At 40.4% G+C, this 15,688-nt stretch carries 15 protein-coding genes; 1 reads left to right on the top strand and 14 read right to left on the bottom strand.

Features of this window, described 5'->3' with window-relative positions; all coding sequences use genetic code 11:
- Positions 1-73: 73 nt before the first annotated feature.
- The 4 genes from MOJ78_RS10685 to MOJ78_RS10670 form a co-directional block, all read right to left on the bottom strand.
- Positions 74-859, bottom strand: a complete 786-nt coding sequence (locus MOJ78_RS10685; RefSeq protein ID WP_304977332.1) for a TasA family protein — start codon at positions 857-859, stop codon at positions 74-76.
- 80 nt (positions 860-939) lie between these two features.
- Entirely contained in the window at positions 940-1,497 is a 558-nt protein-coding gene (sipW, locus tag MOJ78_RS10680) for a signal peptidase I SipW (protein ID WP_304981235.1), read from the bottom strand.
- A gap of 11 nt (positions 1,498-1,508) precedes the next feature.
- Entirely contained in the window at positions 1,509-2,441 is a 933-nt protein-coding gene (gene tapA, locus MOJ78_RS10675; RefSeq protein ID WP_304977331.1) for an amyloid fiber anchoring/assembly protein TapA, read from the bottom strand.
- A gap of 311 nt (positions 2,442-2,752) precedes the next feature.
- Complete coding sequence (locus MOJ78_RS10670) at positions 2,753-2,884, bottom strand: hypothetical protein (protein ID WP_304977330.1); 132 nt, start codon at positions 2,882-2,884, stop codon at positions 2,753-2,755.
- 98 nt (positions 2,885-2,982) lie between these two features.
- On the opposite strand from MOJ78_RS10670, the gene MOJ78_RS10665 reads away from it, so the two are divergent.
- A complete protein-coding gene (locus MOJ78_RS10665) occupies positions 2,983-3,243 on the top strand; it encodes a DNA alkylation repair protein (RefSeq protein WP_304977329.1) in 261 nt (86 codons plus the stop codon).
- A 32-nt stretch (positions 3,244-3,275) separates the two neighbouring features.
- On the opposite strand, the gene MOJ78_RS10660 is transcribed toward MOJ78_RS10665, so the two are convergent.
- From MOJ78_RS10660 to MOJ78_RS10615, 10 genes are all read right to left on the bottom strand, one after another.
- Positions 3,276-4,799 carry a hypothetical protein gene (locus tag MOJ78_RS10660; RefSeq protein WP_304977328.1) on the bottom strand — a complete coding sequence of 508 codons (1,524 nt, stop codon included), beginning with the start codon at positions 4,797-4,799 and terminating at the stop codon, positions 3,276-3,278.
- 39 nt (positions 4,800-4,838) lie between these two features.
- The gene (locus tag MOJ78_RS10655) at positions 4,839-6,347 is read right to left on the bottom strand and encodes a hypothetical protein (protein WP_304977327.1); all 1,509 of its coding nucleotides are present in this window, start codon (positions 6,345-6,347) and stop codon (positions 4,839-4,841) included.
- Positions 6,348-6,400: 53 nt separating this feature from the next.
- Positions 6,401-7,903 carry a hypothetical protein gene (locus tag MOJ78_RS10650; protein ID WP_304977326.1) on the bottom strand — a complete coding sequence of 501 codons (1,503 nt, stop codon included), beginning with the start codon at positions 7,901-7,903 and terminating at the stop codon, positions 6,401-6,403.
- A gap of 162 nt (positions 7,904-8,065) precedes the next feature.
- Positions 8,066-9,319 (bottom strand): peptidase, encoded by a 1,254-nt coding sequence (locus MOJ78_RS10645; RefSeq protein WP_304977325.1) that lies wholly within the window; start codon positions 9,317-9,319, stop codon positions 8,066-8,068.
- A 37-nt stretch (positions 9,320-9,356) separates the two neighbouring features.
- A complete protein-coding gene (locus MOJ78_RS10640) occupies positions 9,357-10,019 on the bottom strand; it encodes a 3-oxoacid CoA-transferase subunit B (RefSeq protein ID WP_304977324.1) in 663 nt (220 codons plus the stop codon).
- Positions 9,962-10,696 carry a CoA transferase subunit A gene (locus tag MOJ78_RS10635; protein WP_304977323.1) on the bottom strand — a complete coding sequence of 245 codons (735 nt, stop codon included), beginning with the start codon at positions 10,694-10,696 and terminating at the stop codon, positions 9,962-9,964. The genes MOJ78_RS10640 and MOJ78_RS10635 overlap by 58 nt, the downstream gene beginning before the upstream one ends.
- A 230-nt stretch (positions 10,697-10,926) precedes the next feature.
- Positions 10,927-12,297, bottom strand: a complete 1,371-nt coding sequence (locus MOJ78_RS10630) for an aspartate aminotransferase family protein (RefSeq protein WP_304977322.1) — start codon at positions 12,295-12,297, stop codon at positions 10,927-10,929.
- Positions 12,298-12,370: 73 nt separating this feature from the next.
- Positions 12,371-12,643 carry a YokU family protein gene (locus tag MOJ78_RS10625; RefSeq protein ID WP_304977321.1) on the bottom strand — a complete coding sequence of 91 codons (273 nt, stop codon included), beginning with the start codon at positions 12,641-12,643 and terminating at the stop codon, positions 12,371-12,373.
- A gap of 11 nt (positions 12,644-12,654) precedes the next feature.
- The gene (gene ablA / locus MOJ78_RS10620; protein ID WP_304981148.1) at positions 12,655-14,049 is read right to left on the bottom strand and encodes a lysine 2,3-aminomutase; all 1,395 of its coding nucleotides are present in this window, start codon (positions 14,047-14,049) and stop codon (positions 12,655-12,657) included.
- 175 nt (positions 14,050-14,224) lie between these two features.
- Positions 14,225-15,640 (bottom strand): sigma-54 interaction domain-containing protein, encoded by a 1,416-nt coding sequence (locus MOJ78_RS10615; protein WP_304981147.1) that lies wholly within the window; start codon positions 15,638-15,640, stop codon positions 14,225-14,227.
- Positions 15,641-15,688: the final 48 nt, after the last annotated feature.

Below are 15,688 nucleotides of genomic sequence, written 5' to 3'. Positions count from 1 at the left end.
AGTTCTACCTGACTTGAGGAAAGTTTTAAAGAAAAAGGTGGGTGATATACCCACCTTTTATTAAAATCTTTTATTACTGATCTTGAGGATCCGCGGTTCTGTTTTCTTCTTTAGTGTAGTCTCCGCTAGTAGAGTGAACTCCTTGCCATTGAGTCGCTTCCATCTGGAATGTAAGATTGATAGAATCGCCTTGGTATTTGTTTTGCTTAAACTCGCCATATGCTGCAGATGACTTATCAAGGACTTTTGCAGGGTCATCGATGAATGATAATTTAATTTCTACGATTTCATAATCAGTTGGGTTAGCTGGGATTCCAGTATATTCTGGTTGTGTAGAATTTGTTGGTGCAAGGTTAATACGACCAGCAGTATCAGTAACTCCAGATTTAGTAAAGGATCCAGTAACGATATCTTTTAATGTAATGCCCTCAGTTCCATTGATAATATAATGATCTCCAGGACTACCTGCTTCAACGCCTGTTCGAAGAATTTCTACTTTAAACTGGTCTAAAAACTGTAGTGCATTATTATCTGGTTGTTTATGATCACCCACGAATTCATTGGTACCATTTGTAAAACCTGATTGGATCATATCTAACCATACTTCTTTAATAGCAAGTGAACCTGTGTTATTTAACCTAAACTGACGAGTCATGCTGTCTCCTGGTTTAAGGTTGCTAAGATTAAAGGTCGTATCAAAATCTGGTTCCTTTGCAAGATCAAGATCCAATGTTCCTGCAGCGAACGAGTTTTCAAGGTTTTCTACATCATTGAATGCTGCCCATGTTCCTCCACCCACTAGTGACAATCCTAATGCCGCTGTTGCTACGCCCAAACCTAATTTCTTTTTAATACTCATTTTGTTCCTCCTCTTTCTTACCCTTTTGGGTATGTAAAATTTTTATTTTGAATCTGCATAGCGGGTTACTATGCAGAGATTCAACTATTTACTTCAGTCGACTGTTTCCCCTTTGTATCATCAATCTCTCTTAAAGCTCTCCAAATCGAGAGTCCAGAGTATATTAGCAGTACAATTCCAGGAACAATCAGTAATAATGCACTACCAATTTTTGAATTTGCGAAGTTCATCAAGTATCCTAAAAAAGGAATTGTAAAACCCGTGTATTCCCCAATCACATTATCTGCCAGTACAGGTTCATTATCAGGATCTTCGTTATTATCGCCTTTAGTAATGTACTGTAATGATTGATTGGAACCCCTAACATCTATAATTCTATGGGTTACAATGTTTGTTTGGTCTTTCATAAAAGTGATGACATCGCCTTTATTAATTGTTGAAATATTATTGATTGGTTTAACTGCTATGATAGAGCCAGTAGAAAAAGTCGGTTCCATTGATCCGGATAATACAGTTTTTAACTGGTAGCCGAAAAAGTTCGGTTCTCCTCCTGAAGCCTTAGAAGATATGACTACAAAAGCCATAAGCACAAAGGTTAGAAACAAAAGCACAGTTGTTAAGCTGCTAATAATTTTCATTACTTTAACTTTCAATTTAAGTCACCACCAGTTTGTGTAGTATTTGATTTTTCACTGCTCAATTTATCGCCACTTTGTTGTGTACTTGTAGTAGTGTTATCTTGACCCTTACTAGTTTTTGGTTGATTTGTTTCATTTGTATCATTACTCGGTTCGTTAGATTCAGTTGTGTCTGACTCTTCCGAAGTGCTACTTCCGTTGTTAGTTTCTTCAGTGGTTGAAGCTTGATCACTATTGGTCTCAGTCGAACCTTCTTCTTCAGCATCTGTATCAGACGATTCCTGTTGTACATTCTCATTACTTTGTTGGTCCGTATTCTCATCAGGTGCTATTTCAGGACTTTTTTTGTCCTCTATTTTTTCATTGTTATTGTCATCTAAATTTGTAATTTCCTCATTGCTGTTAGTTATTTCACAAACTATCCCTTCTGGTCCATTACTCCAAAGGACTCCTTCTCCTGGATGACCATCCCGCTGGAATGCTTTGAACTTGTAGTTACCTGATAGTTCAGGGGTAAAAGTAAGTTTTATTTCTTCACCTGCTCCTAGTGGATCAATCCAACCCCAATCAACCAATGTACCATTCTTTGCATTTCCAGTTTCTATCCAATAAACTTCATATTTAACCGGTCCATCCATTGCACCAGAGCCATTACCATTTTTTACGTTTGCAAAAATCTCTCTGCAATCTCCTCCTGATCCAATAAACTGTAGTGAACTTTTATCCCAAACGACTGGAAATTCATTTGCTACACCTAAGTGGTGTTTTAAATTTTCCACATCATTAAATCTTGCAATAGTTGGTGAAGATAGATAGACGATTGTCACTAAGATTAGATATAATGACAAAATCCCTTTTAAATTAGTGAACAACTTTATTCGTCGTTTTCGTTTCATAGTCAACCGTCCTTTTCTTATTGGACTCACCCTTTCTGGATGTGACATTTTGTGATCGTACGTTTGTGTTCTATGTATCGTTCTTTTTAACGAACACCTTACATTTGTGAGTATATACCTTAATAACGAACGATTAAACCGCTAAATTCGTTCGTATTGTTCTATATTTAGAACTTTAATTATATTTATCTCCTGTATTCTCTTGTTTTCTTAGTATTTCAACTTTTTCAATAGTTCTTTCCAACGAACAACACAATAAAAAAATAGAGCTAACCCTTTACAGGGCAGCTCTTTTGTTCGTTCTTTGTGTTGATCTCGTTTTATAAATGCTCATATTAATTATATTTTTTATATTCTTCTTACTCGCTCTCCATTTTCTTCTGTTCAGCCTCAGCGTAACTGGCCATGTGAGCTTTTTCAGAGCGTTTTTGCATTTTTTTTGCGTTGTTGTTGCGCTGTGCGTTTGCATTTCCCTTCTTTTGTCTTCCCATAATTCTGCCTCCTTCATCTGTTCTCTTTTTAATATGTACAAATGTAAATTCATAATTCATCCTTTTTTGGAAAGGCTATCGAACAGGAGGTGTTCTATATGAGTGGACCGTATTTATGTCCGAACTGCAAAACGAACCGTACACGATTCAATATGATTGAACAAATTCCGAAATCGATCAAGATGGATCCTGAAACAGGAGAAGTTGTCCAGGAGTATACGAGCGAAAATTTGGACGCTTTTCACATTCCATATAAGGGATCTCATTATCGTGTACAGTGCGGGGCATGTGGTTTGATTGAAAATGAAGAGATGTTTACAGCACGGGCTGGGGCCTCGAAGAATCCGTTTTTATCATGAAAAAAGCACCCCTAAACAGGTGCTTTTGATTTTTAATAGCTTGTTTTTAACGTAGGCTGTGTGAATTTTATTTTGTTTTTCTTGAATGGCAAGATCTTTGGTATGTTATAAAGCTTCACCTTCAGTTCATTTGCATTTTGAATAGCTTCATTTTTCACGTCGAAAACCTGGACCACCTTACCATCCACATTCTTATAGCCTGCCCTCGTATCAATTTGAAGCCGCTCCCCTTTTTCATTATAAACTTCGATTACCGGGTATTTATGTGTTGAAGGATCTCTCGAATTCTCCCCTTGAAAATATCCATCAAATCGAAAATGTGTGTCCAGATCTCCTTTCGCTGTGAACATCAGTTCGAAAGTAAAATTGGCATCATCAGAGTTTGAAATATTCCCCCTGAGGTTCATTAGGTCAAAAGAAATGTGATTCACTTTCCCGATGTTCCGATCAACCGAATAGGATACGGATTTCCCACTTTTTTGTACAAGTGACCTATATGCTGCTAAATCCTGTTCCGTAATCGTGAATTCCAATTGATTTCTATCTAGGATTTCGAAGCTTTGCATTTCCATTTCGATTTGTTTTTCTTTTCTATGAGGTGGATAAATATTGATAAATGTCTCACCATTTTTGTTCATTTGAACACGTGTTTGATTATATATGACACCATCCCTGATAAAAAAGAGTTCAGAACCTTCAGGAATTGAAGGAGACACTTGGAAATACAGTCTGTCATCAATAAAACTCATTTCATATCTTTTAAGAGTAAGTGTATACGTTTCATTAGTTTGGATGACTTGATCAAGTGGTATTTTTTCCAATGCAGTTGACCGATTAATAAAAGAGACAGGCAAAGTAATCGATGTGATTTCCTTCTTTTCTTGAAGTTCATCTTCTTTTAATGTGATCAACTGTACATTTTCTATTGTTAGTCGCTCTACTTCCGTTATACCTGCCCGCTCCATCAAATGTGGGTTGGTTTCGCCACCAGACCATTCCAACAAAGTACTATAGATCTTCTGATTCATTTTAGGTTTTACATGGAGAATCCGGTGTATATTTCGCTCGAATACAACTCCATCATTTTGCCAATGGTGATATTGAAGAGGATCTGGATCTTGGATATTCATTTGCAGTTTTTCGTTCCCGTTATGAAGGGTCATTTCTTTAAAAAATACGTATGGCATTGTCTCAGGGTCGTCATCACGCGGCAGCATGTTCATACTGTAATGAATGAAAATATCCGAACCGTAATTCCATATTTGATTAATTTTTAATGTCCTTCGAGTGCCTGGAACTTGGAATGTCTGATCATCGTATGACGTATATAATTGATACGCCTGCACTAAGTTATAATAGTTCGGGATACCGCTAATTGATGTAACTGGTATAAACTTCTGTAATTCTGCTTGACTATCCACCAATTTAAAAACTTCTTCATCAACATCAAACGTCGTGATTTCTTTTTGCTGGACAAATTCACTGATCAAAAAGAATGCTGCAAGGATAATCGGTACAGTTGAATATTTAATGATTTTTCGATTGACCAGGAACACATCCCTTCTAAAAAGGATAAAGACACCAAAATCGGTGCCTTAATCAATAGCTGGAAGTTTGATATGGATTTTATTTTCCGAAAAGGATATTTGATCTGGAATATTGAACAGCCTAACATGAATTTCTTCCGCTTGGAGAAACTGCTCTTCATTATAACCATGGTATTGTGTCATCATCGAACTTGTAGATGATGACCCGTGATTTTCCGTTACCATCAATGGATCCCCATTATCATCCGTTACTTCAATAAATGGTGAGTCTAAATAATGTTCACGGTGTTCCTCTGGAATACCTTCTAATTCCTCTTGATGACGAGCATAATCCCTGAACCATATCCTTTGATGTGAGGCTTCACTTCTGATTCCTAACTCAAATCCAATTGAATCGTACGGTTGTCTTACTAAACTGCTTAGGAAAAATTCATTCTCTCCGTGTTTTCCTACAGGACGATCAATCTGCAATGTATTTGATTCATCCTTTTCGATTAATGTCTTGAATCCATCAAGATCTTTTTTCGTGATTGTAAACTTTACTTCGTTATTTGCGGGAACGATTCCACTGATTAATTGCAAATCAAATTCATTGCCTAGTAATTCATGCATATTGGGTAAATATAAACTAACCTCACCATCCTCATCCGTTCCAAAACCACCTCCATGTTCATAATCATTCATTTTAAAAGTAATTTCAGAAAACGGTGGATGTTGATTTACGAATTCTAAATACATTTGACTATGTCTTAGCCGCATATCCAATCGTTTATACAAGACTTGGATGCCATTCCCCAAGTCTACGGTTTTATTTAACTTTATTGATTGGAGTACTTGGTTGCTTTTCCCTAACTGCATATTGAATGTGAGGTTTTGGATTTGTGTTTTTTTTCTGGAACTATTCTCACCTATATGGACGAGCTCAATATCTTCAAAGCTAACTTGATCGATGGTATGGATGGCGTCATCCATAGATTTCAGTGCTTCATCCTCTTCAACCCACTTGTTTAACGTTTCAAAAATCTGTCCGTTACCATTCGTTTCAACCCAAATCGTCCGATATATCCGATCTTCAAAGACAATTCCTCTATTAACCCACTCATATTCAGAATCGGAACGCATTTCAATTCCAAGTTCGAGCGGATCTTTGCCTTCAGCTTTCAGCGAAATCCTGTCCATCGTTAAATACGGAATGGATTCTGGACCTTTGTCCTCCGGTAGAAGGTTCAAGCTGTAGGTGACAATAAATCCGAAGTTCTCCTCCCATACCTTTTCAAGCCGAATGGTCCTGTTTTCTTCTAATACTGGTACGACCATATCTTCTAATTCTGTCATCAGCTTATATTTTTTGATCATTTTCAAATCTTCTGGGTTGTAAAAAGGAACACCCCTCATTAGCTTTTCTTCAAGTTCTTCTTTAGTATCAACGACATTGAATTTTTCAGAATCAACTGCTAATGATGCTCGTTCTTTTTCTTGGAAGTTTTCACTGATCAGGAAAAAGACGACGACAATGACGAGTGCGAAAATTGCTTTTACCGCATTGTTATTCTTCAAATATAACGACCCCTTTGGATAGCTCTATGACCGAATTCATTACTTTTCAAATGTTAGTTTTCTGGCAACGTGATTGTAATTTCATTTTCACTGAATGATAGTCGTTTCGGGAGATGGAAAAGACGGATGTTGATTTCTCTTAAGTCTTTGAATACTTCTTTTTCCAAGCCAAAAAAAGATGTATTGTCATATTGGTACCTATCAATGATTTCAATCGGCTTCCCATTGTGATCCGAAACTTCAATAAAACTATATGGATAATAGTTTCGTATCTTTATATGATCTTCATTGTGCTTTTGGTAACCTGTATAGTCTTGAAAACGTAAATCCATTAGATGAACCTGCTGTTGAGGCCACTCCACTTTCAATTCAAACCCCAACGTCACTCCTTCTGAACCATGAGCGTTAGTTTTGATTTGATGAAGTAAATACGTTTGTTGATCCACAGTTCCTATTTCTCTATCAATTTCGTGCTTGGCAGTGATTTGAGCTTCTGCGAGCTTTGTTTTAAATGCTTCTAGCTCTTTAGATGTAATCGTTGTAAGTAATTCTTTATCGCTGTGTACAACAGTATTTTTAAGTTTTAGGACATATTCATCTGTTGGTTTATTCAAGTTTTCAGGTAAATGTATGAATGTCTTTCCATTCTCATCTTGCTGAACCATATAATCTCGAGACATCCCATTGATATTTGAATAAAGCTGCATCAACTTCTCTTCTGAAGCTTCGAAATAGAGTCGTCTATACCTTAACCCAACAATAAGTTCAGTAAAATGAATTGATTGGGAATCGCCATATTCGATCGTCTTGTTGACAGGAATCTTTGCGATTGGATCTTTACCGCTCGTGAAATTCATTTTTAATGAGATCTCTTTGATTTGTGTCTCACTCTTTGAAGAATCAACTAGCATTACATTATTAAAGGAAATTTTCTCAACTTGTTGAAACACTTTATTCATATTTGAAAAGGTAGGTTCTTTTACATCAGTCCACTCAAAAAGCTTTTCGAATGTAATTTCATTAACCCTCGGATGGATCCACAACGAACGATATAATCTCCCGTTGTAGACGACCCCTTTACTTAGCTTAGAAAATCCGTTTTGACCGTGGAGGAGGTGATCGATATCAAGTCTGATCGATTCCTCACTATCATTATGTAATGTAAACCCTTTAAAGTTCAGGGATGGGATTGAATCCGGTTTATCATCGCCTGGTAAAATGTTTACACTATATAGAAGATAAAAGCTGAACATATCGTTCCAGGATTCATGTATTTTCAGATCACGGTTAAGCTCCATCACTGGAATTTCAATATTTTCAAATTCATTGATCAGATTGTAACGATAAACGCGTCTCAACTGATCCGCTTGATAACGATCCATGTTGCTAAGCTGCAACTCTCGCATTTCATCAAGTGAATCCGCAACCTGAAAGACTTCTTCATTGACTGCTAGAGATGTTTGTTCTTTTTCATGAAAACGTTCGCTTATGTAAAAAAAACCGATAACTACTAGGATGATAACAAGTGCTCTTACTGTCTGTTTTTTCTGTTTCATGCTTACCCCCTTGCTATAATCCTACCATAAGTTCAATAATATGGGAGATTTTATAAGTAGAAAAATCAAGAAAACTACTCAAGATTCATCAATCCTGAGTAGTCCTGGTTCGGCTATGTTGCAATGTTTGTTCGGGATTTTTGGAATTGTTTTTCCATTTGGTTAGCTTTCTGCCCCACACCAGTCATAGATTACGAGTGTGAAAAGTTCAGCTGCTTCGAAAATTTTATCTAGTTCAATGTACTCGTTCGGGTAGTGTGCAACAGAAGTCACTCCTGGTCCGATCACGATCGAGGGTGTGTTGCCGACCTGAGTGAGTAGTCCGCCATCTGTACCCCAAGGGGATGCTTCAATTTCTGGCTCACGTCCAACGACTTCTTTAAATCGACTTTGTAAAATACCCATCAGTTCATGCTCGACATCGATGGATCCCGGGAGCCATTGTGCTCCGAACCATTCGATTTTTACCGGGTGAATGTTCAGCCATTCATCATCAATATCATGTAGAGCTTGTTCGAATTCTTCCGTTACCGCTTCTAAGGTTTCATCGGGTCCGACTCCGACTCGTCCTTCAATTGTCACTACATCCGGAACTGATGATGGCCAGCTCCCTCCGTTTATCGATCCAATATTAATCGGCAGTGGAATAGGTGTTTTTTCATAAAGTGGACTCTTCACCCGTGCATTTCGGACCTTTTCAAGCTGTTGGATTTGCTGGATGATTAGCATCGACTTTTCGATTGAACTGACTCCCTCATAGCGTGTGCCACCATGGGCCGATCTTCCGGGCACTGTGATTCGGAACCACCTCGACCCTTGTTGTGCCGGGAATATTTTCATATTGGTAGGTTCAGGTATGAGGGCAGCATCAGCCGTGTATCCGCGGAGTATGGCCGCAAGTGTGCCCGCCCCACCGCTTTCCTCTTCTATTACACTATGAAACAAGACATCCCCTTTTAATGAAACACCCATATCTTTTAAACATTGGAGTGCTAAGAGAAGTGAGACATTACCGCCCTTCATATCTGTAACGCCGCGACCATACATTTTTCCGTCTTGAACCTGTCCGCTGAATGGATCGTGGTCCCACTGATTCGGATCCCCTGAAGGCACTACGTCGACATGACCATTTAAAACAAGGGATTTTCCACCACCGGTTCCTGTCCATTTTCCAACGACGTTCGGGCTTTTCGAAAAGTCCTTCCGTGTTGCACAAAAATAGGGATGGTTTAAAAAGGCGTCATCATCAGGAATCCAGAAATCGACTTCAAGATTTATATCGGTCAATCGATCTCGAACCAACCGTTGTACCCCTTCTTCGTTACCTTGTACGCTACCTTCTTGAACAAGCTTTTGTAAAAATGAGACGGCTTCTTCACGATGTTCCTCCAGCCATTCCTTTATTTGTACTCGCATCAAAACGCCCCCCTCCTGTTATATGTATCAAAAAAGCTCACGAATTGATCGTGAGCTGAGTACTCACATAAAACGTTGCTTCAGTCGCCCTTTCTACTTCTTCTAACGTATACGGTTGCATGATCTCAATAAGCTCGAGTCCTTCTTCATTCACTTGAAATACCGCCATTTCCGTGATAATCATATTTGCACCTTTTTGGACCGTTAATGGAAGTCGGCAGCGATGAACAATTTTGGATCCTCCATCCTTGTTCTGATGGTTCATCAATATGATAACTTTTTTAGCTTTCTGGGCGAGGTCGATTGCACCACCCATGCCTGGTACTCGTTTCCCAGGAACGATCCAGTTTGCGATATCGCCTTGTTGACTGACCTCCAATGCACCTAATATCGTCAAATCGAGGTAGCCCTTGCGGATGATTCCAAAGGCGGTGGCACTATCAAAATAGGATGCACCTTGTATCAATGTCACCGGGTAACCACCTGCATTGGAAAGGTGGCCGTCCTCTGTTCCTGATGCCGGTGAGCCCCCCATCCCTAAGATCCCATTTTCAGTATGCAGCATGACCCCTAATTCTGGTTGAATATAATCACTGACAAGCGTCGGAATTCCGATCCCGAGGTTGACGACCATTCCCTTCGTTATTTCTTGTGCAGCGCGTTTGGCAATCCGCCTTCGCGTTTCAGCTCCCAAACCCATTTCCAGTCCACCCCTTTACTCGGTACAACATAATCCACATACACGCCCGGTGTAACAATACATTCAGGATCGATCTCACCGATTTCCACGATTCGTTCTGCTTCAACAATGGTAATATCTCCAGCAGTTGCTACGTGCGGATTCGTATTCCTAGCACTTTTATCAAAGGTAAGATTGCCATAGCGATCCGCTTCCTTAGCAAACACAATCGACACATCTGCGGTTAGGGCAGGCTCAATCATGTATGGTCGATCGTCAACCGTCACCTGCTGTTTTCCTTTTTCAACGAGGGTCCCGAATCCTACATCGACAAGAATACCTCCAAGCCCCATTCCTCCGGCTCGAATCTTTTCTGCAAGCGTACCTTGCGGATAAAACAAAACTTCCAGCTCGTCATTATGCATCTGCTTACCTGCTTCGGGATTTGACCCTATGTGTGAAGCAATCAGTAACTTGACACGTTTTTCAGTGATTAACTTCCCAGGACCAATCCAAGGAAATCCGACATCATTAGAAATGAGATTGATGTCTTTCGTACCGAGGTCCAATATGAAATTGATAAGCCCAGGTGGTGCACCTACACCACCAAAGCCACCGCACATGAGCGTCATTCCATCTTTAAAATGATCGGTTAGTTGCTCGTAACCTACTAGCTTATCAGGGATGTCATGCTTCAATGCACAGCCCCCCTTTCTTTTTTTAACGGATGTGTATTCCTGTTAGTTAGACATGTATTTTTCGAATTGGACATGTATTTCTGAAGTTGGACTTGTATTTCGGAAGTTGGACTTGTATTTTCCGAGTTAGGCATGTATTTTGGAAATTAGACATGTATTCTTCAAGTTTTGCACGATATAAACCTATTTTTTAAGTACCACAAAACGGATTTTTAGGGTTAATTTCACGTCTAACTGATCGAGCGGTGATTCAATAGTCCTTCCTGATCAAGCTCTAAGCTGATTTCTGTTATTGCTTCTTCAAGTATCGTGGTAAGCTGGCGAATCTCTTCTTGGTTTATTGTAAGCGGCGGTGCGATAATGACAGAATCACCGGAAGTCCCATTAATCCCACCGACAGCCGGATAAACGATCAAGCCTTTTTCAAAACAGCGCTTAATTATTCGCTCCGTCACAAACGTTTGGATTGGGAAGCATTCCTTCGTATCTGGATTGCTGATGAATTCTAAGCCCCACATCATTCCAAGTCCTCGCAGATCCCCGATAAGCGGATATTTGTTTTGCAATTGACGAAGTTCTTGCTCTAGGATTGCCGAGTTGAAGGCTCCAATATCAATCACTTTATTCGCTTCCATATACTTTAGAACAGCTAGACAGACGGCTGCCGATTGCGGATTGCCACTCAACGTATGTCCGCTCATGATTACCTTTGATCCGCTTTCAATCGTTTCGATAATACGCTCTGAGACCATAGTTGCTCCAATTGGTGTATACCCTGCACTTAACCCTTTACCAAGTGCCATAATGTCAGGTACGACTCCCCAGTGTTCCATCGCAAATGTTTTCCCTGTTCTACCAAAGCCAGTCATCACTTCATCTGCAATCAAGAGGACATCATAGTGATCGCAAATTTCTTTTACTCTAGCAAAATACGGTTCAGGCGGGACGATTGCGCCGCCGGCTGCACCAATAACCGGTTCAAATACGAATGCAGCTACCTTATCAGAACCGATACGCTGGATAGCCGTCTCCAATTCATTCGCACACTTCATGCCGCACGTTGGATACGTGTCATAAAATGGACATTGGTAGCAGTAAGGAGGTGAGACGACTGGATAGTCGGCAAGCAGGGATGAAAACCGATTTCGTCGCAGGACATGACCAGACATCGATAATGCACCTAGCGTAATACCGTGATAACTGGTCCAACGAGAAATGACACGATCTTTTTCTTTCCGCCCTTTCTCTTGCCAATATTGAACCGCAATTTTCAGTGCCGTTTCCATCGCCTCGGACCCACTATTCACAAAAAACACATAATTCAAATCACCTGGGGCGATTTGTGAAAGTTTGTCGGCTAACTCTTCTGCAGGTCGGTTCGTAAACTGCGAGCGATAAACGAATGAGATTTTTTCAGCCTGCTCCTTCATCGCCTCAATGATTTCGGTAACACCATGCCCAATATTAGCTGTGACTGCACCGGATGCTCCATCCAAATATCGGTTCCCTTCTGTATCGTATAAAAAGATTCCTTTCCCGTAAGCAACTTCTGGATATTGTGCACCAACTAGAGGTTTTATTAGATGTGAGTGGTTGGCCATGGCGAATGACACCTCTTTTCTGTAATTCGGATCTGACTGATCAGCAAGATGCCAGTCAGACCCGTACCACATGCTAGAATTTGAAATAATTTCTTTGTAAAAGACGTGGTTGTGCCATTAATTCTGAAAATGGTATTGAATTCGGCAGAAGCTTTGTATTGATAAGCATCAATTGGTCTTCAATTTCCTCAATCAATGATTCTACTTGATATTCCATTCCGCAATCCGGACAAGCAACCGATGGCATCTCTGTAATTTCGATCGCCCTTGTGCCATCTGGAAGTTCCCAGTAACAGGTTTTTGCAGACTCTTTCGCATGAGTTGAATCACACCACATACACTCCATTCAATCACTCCTTAATCTCCGGCAGTCATCTTCTTCTGTTCGGCTTGCCATTTGCGTTCAACCATTTCATCACGTTTCGACCGTTTGTCTTTTAATGAGCTGTGTTCCGGATCACTCTCATAAGTTTTACGACGATTCAGACGCTGAAGTCCTTCGGGCACAAGGTTGAATGCTTCATCATTCATAAGACCAGCGACCCCAATTGTTTTCGGTTTTTCAGTTATTTCATACACTTCATCAAAATAGGCATCTGCTCGACCTGGAACGTATTCCTGCGGTTCTGGATAGGTTGTGATCACCCCTTCAAAGTTCCGGAGAACGACCTTGTCAGCACTTTGAGAAATCATGTAGTTCGGCTGTAAGGAAATTTTCCCTCCGCCGCCAGGTGCATCACAGACAAAAGTCGGAACCGCGTACCCACTCGTGTGGCCGCGAAGCGCTTCGATGATTTCTAATCCTTTCGATACCGGTGCGCGGAAATGTCCGATGCCTTCCGATAAATCACATTGGTAAATATAATACGGACGAACACGGATTTTGACGAGGTCATGCATTAGTTTTTTCATTATATGCGCGCTGTCGTTGATTCCTGCAAGGATAACCGATTGGTTTCCAAGCGGAACACCTGCATCAGCAAGCATTTCACACGCCTTCTTAGCTTCCTCTGTAATTTCAATCGATGTATTAAAATGTGTATTCAACCATACGGGATGGTATTTCTTTAGAATGTTGCAAAGGTTCTCAGTGATCCGCTGCGGGAATACGACTGGAGCTCGAGTGCCAATCCTGATGATTTCAACGTGTGGAATTGCTCGTAAGTTTTTCAAAACGTATTCAACAATGTTGTCATTGATCAATAGACCGTCCCCACCGGATAGCAATACATCGCGAACTTCTGGTGTATTGGCGATGTAATTGATCGCGGCATCGAGTTGTTTTTTCGGGACACCCATACCGATTTGACCAGAAAAACGACGTCTCGTACAGTACCGGCAATACATCGAGCATTGATTCGTAACGAGGAACAGGACGCGATCAGGGTAACGGTGCGTAAGGCCAGGTACAGGAGAATCTTCATCCTCATGTAAAGGATCTTCTAAGTCGTACTTTGTTTTGTTGATTTCCGCTGAGATCGGAACTGACTGCATCCGAACAGGACAACGAGGATCATCTGGATTCATTAGAGATGCATAATATGGTGTGATGTTCAATGGGATTGTCTTTGTTGAAATTCGCACACCCTCTTCTTCATCTGGGGTCAAATTAATTACCTTTTTCAAATCATCAACGGTCCGGATCGTGTTTGTCAGCTGCCAGAGCCAATCGTTCCATTGCTCTTCGGTCACGTCTTTCCAAAGTTCAATGTCTTTCCAGTGCCGCTTCGGTTTGTAAATAGATTGCAGCATGTTATTCCCCCCATTTATTAGTCTCACCCAATTAACATGCAAGTTTTGTGCCAATTTCCACTATTCAGAAAAATCAGTTGCTAGTTCACTATATGAATGGGGGGATATAAAGGGTGATTGACTATTTTTATTGAACAATAGGTTAGTGTGATTTTTAATTATTCAAAAACACTGCCTAATTTTCGGCAGTGAAGTTTTGATCTAGCTTTGAAAGCTTATATTGTAATGTTTGCCTTGGTATTTTCAATAGCTTTGCGGCGCGTTGGATATTTCCATCGGTTGCTTGCATCGCCTTTCGGATCCATTTCTTCTCTGTACTTGAAACTACGTCTCTCAAGGCTGGGATAATCGTTTCAACCCCAATCTGATTTGTTGCTTCGAGTAGATGGAGCGGTAAGTGTTCAATCGTCAACGTGTTACCTTCAATCAGATTTAATGCTGATTCGATCGCGTGCTCGAGTTCTCTTACATTTCCGGGCCAATTGTATTCGTAAAACACCCTTTTTACGTCCTTGGCAACGTGTGTGACCAATTTTCCGAGCTTAAAGTTGTAGCGCTGTACAAAATGATCGATTAAAAGAGGCAAGTCTTCCTTCCGCTCTCGTAATGGAGGAATTTTAAAGTAAATGACATTCAAGCGATAGTAAAGATCCTTGCGAAGAGTCTGTTGATTCATGCACCAATTCGGGTCTTCGTTCATCGCTACAATTATACGGACATCTACGGTTCTTTCTGAAGTACTCCCGACTCTACGGATTTTTCCATTTTGCAGTACCCTGAGGATTTTCGCCTGCGTATCAAGCGGCATCGAATTGAGCTCATCTAAAAACAGTGTTCCACCATCTGCTAACTCAAATAAACCCGGTCGTTCGATCGCACCTGTATAACTTCCTTTTGCAGTACCAAATAAGATGCTTTCTAACAATGAGGATGGAATAGCGGCACAGTTTTGAGCGATGAAGGATCGTTTCCTACGCTCTGATGCATTGTGAATTCCCTGCACCATCAATTCTTTACCTGTACCGGTTTCCCCGTAAATAAGAATGGGTGACGAAGATTCAGCTGACTTTAATGCCTTTTCTTTTATACTGGCGAATTCATCATTAACTGTAACAATATCTGTCAAACGATAACTCGCACTATTTTCAGAAGGAGAACGTTTCTCCTGTAAATGGGTTTCATTTACTCTCGCTTCAAGATCAATGAGCTTCCAGGATAGTTGCTGTATTTTTGTGAAATTTTTAGCGATTTCTACCGCACCTATCACTTTCCCGTCCACTAAAATCGGTAATGTCGTATTCACCGTTTCAATCAGCTGACCTCTTACATTCGGGTATCGTTGATGCTGGTTGTAGATCGGTTCCCCTGTTTCGATGACCTTTAGCAGAGTGCTTGTTTCTTTCGAAAAGGTCGGAAACACATCGAGCAAATGTTTAGCAAGCACATCGTTAACGACAACCCCATCATGGCGAGCAGCGATTTCGTTGTAAAAAACAGTCGTACCTTCCGCATTAATGACGTGAATTCCTTCATCAATTGAACTTAAGATTGCTTGTAGCATTTCCTTTGTATTGGTCACATCTAGTAGCATTCTACTTCCTCCTCACCTAGCTGCCCATTTCTTGTCACTCACATGCTG

Source organism: Alkalihalobacillus sp. AL-G (genome assembly GCF_030643805.1).
Taxonomy (GTDB): Bacteria; Bacillota; Bacilli; order Bacillales; family Fictibacillaceae; genus Pseudalkalibacillus.
This window is presented reverse-complemented; position numbering and strand designations above follow the sequence as displayed.

Bases quoted from the DNA above. Each gene is read 5' to 3' on its own strand.
- MOJ78_RS10685 (WP_304977332.1), bottom strand. From the start codon at position 859: ATGAGTATTAAAAAGAAATTAGGTTTGGGCGTAGCAACAGCGGCATTA.
- sipW (WP_304981235.1), bottom strand. From the start codon at position 1,497: ATGAAAATTATTAGCAGCTTAACAACTGTGCTTTTGTTTCTAACCTTT.
- tapA (WP_304977331.1), bottom strand. From the start codon at position 2,441: ATGTCACATCCAGAAAGGGTGAGTCCAATAAGAAAAGGACGGTTGACT.
- MOJ78_RS10670 (WP_304977330.1), bottom strand. From the start codon at position 2,884: ATGGGAAGACAAAAGAAGGGAAATGCAAACGCACAGCGCAACAACAAC.
- MOJ78_RS10665 (WP_304977329.1), top strand. From the start codon at position 2,983: ATGAGTGGACCGTATTTATGTCCGAACTGCAAAACGAACCGTACACGA.
- MOJ78_RS10650 (WP_304977326.1), bottom strand. From the start codon at position 7,903: ATGAAACAGAAAAAACAGACAGTAAGAGCACTTGTTATCATCCTAGTA.
- MOJ78_RS10645 (WP_304977325.1), bottom strand. From the start codon at position 9,319: ATGCGAGTACAAATAAAGGAATGGCTGGAGGAACATCGTGAAGAAGCC.
- MOJ78_RS10640 (WP_304977324.1), bottom strand. From the start codon at position 10,019: ATGGGTTTGGGAGCTGAAACGCGAAGGCGGATTGCCAAACGCGCTGCA.
- MOJ78_RS10630 (WP_304977322.1), bottom strand. From the start codon at position 12,297: ATGGCCAACCACTCACATCTAATAAAACCTCTAGTTGGTGCACAATAT.
- MOJ78_RS10625 (WP_304977321.1), bottom strand. From the start codon at position 12,643: ATGGAGTGTATGTGGTGTGATTCAACTCATGCGAAAGAGTCTGCAAAA.
- ablA (WP_304981148.1), bottom strand. From the start codon at position 14,049: ATGCTGCAATCTATTTACAAACCGAAGCGGCACTGGAAAGACATTGAA.
- MOJ78_RS10615 (WP_304981147.1), bottom strand. From the start codon at position 15,640: ATGCTACTAGATGTGACCAATACAAAGGAAATGCTACAAGCAATCTTA.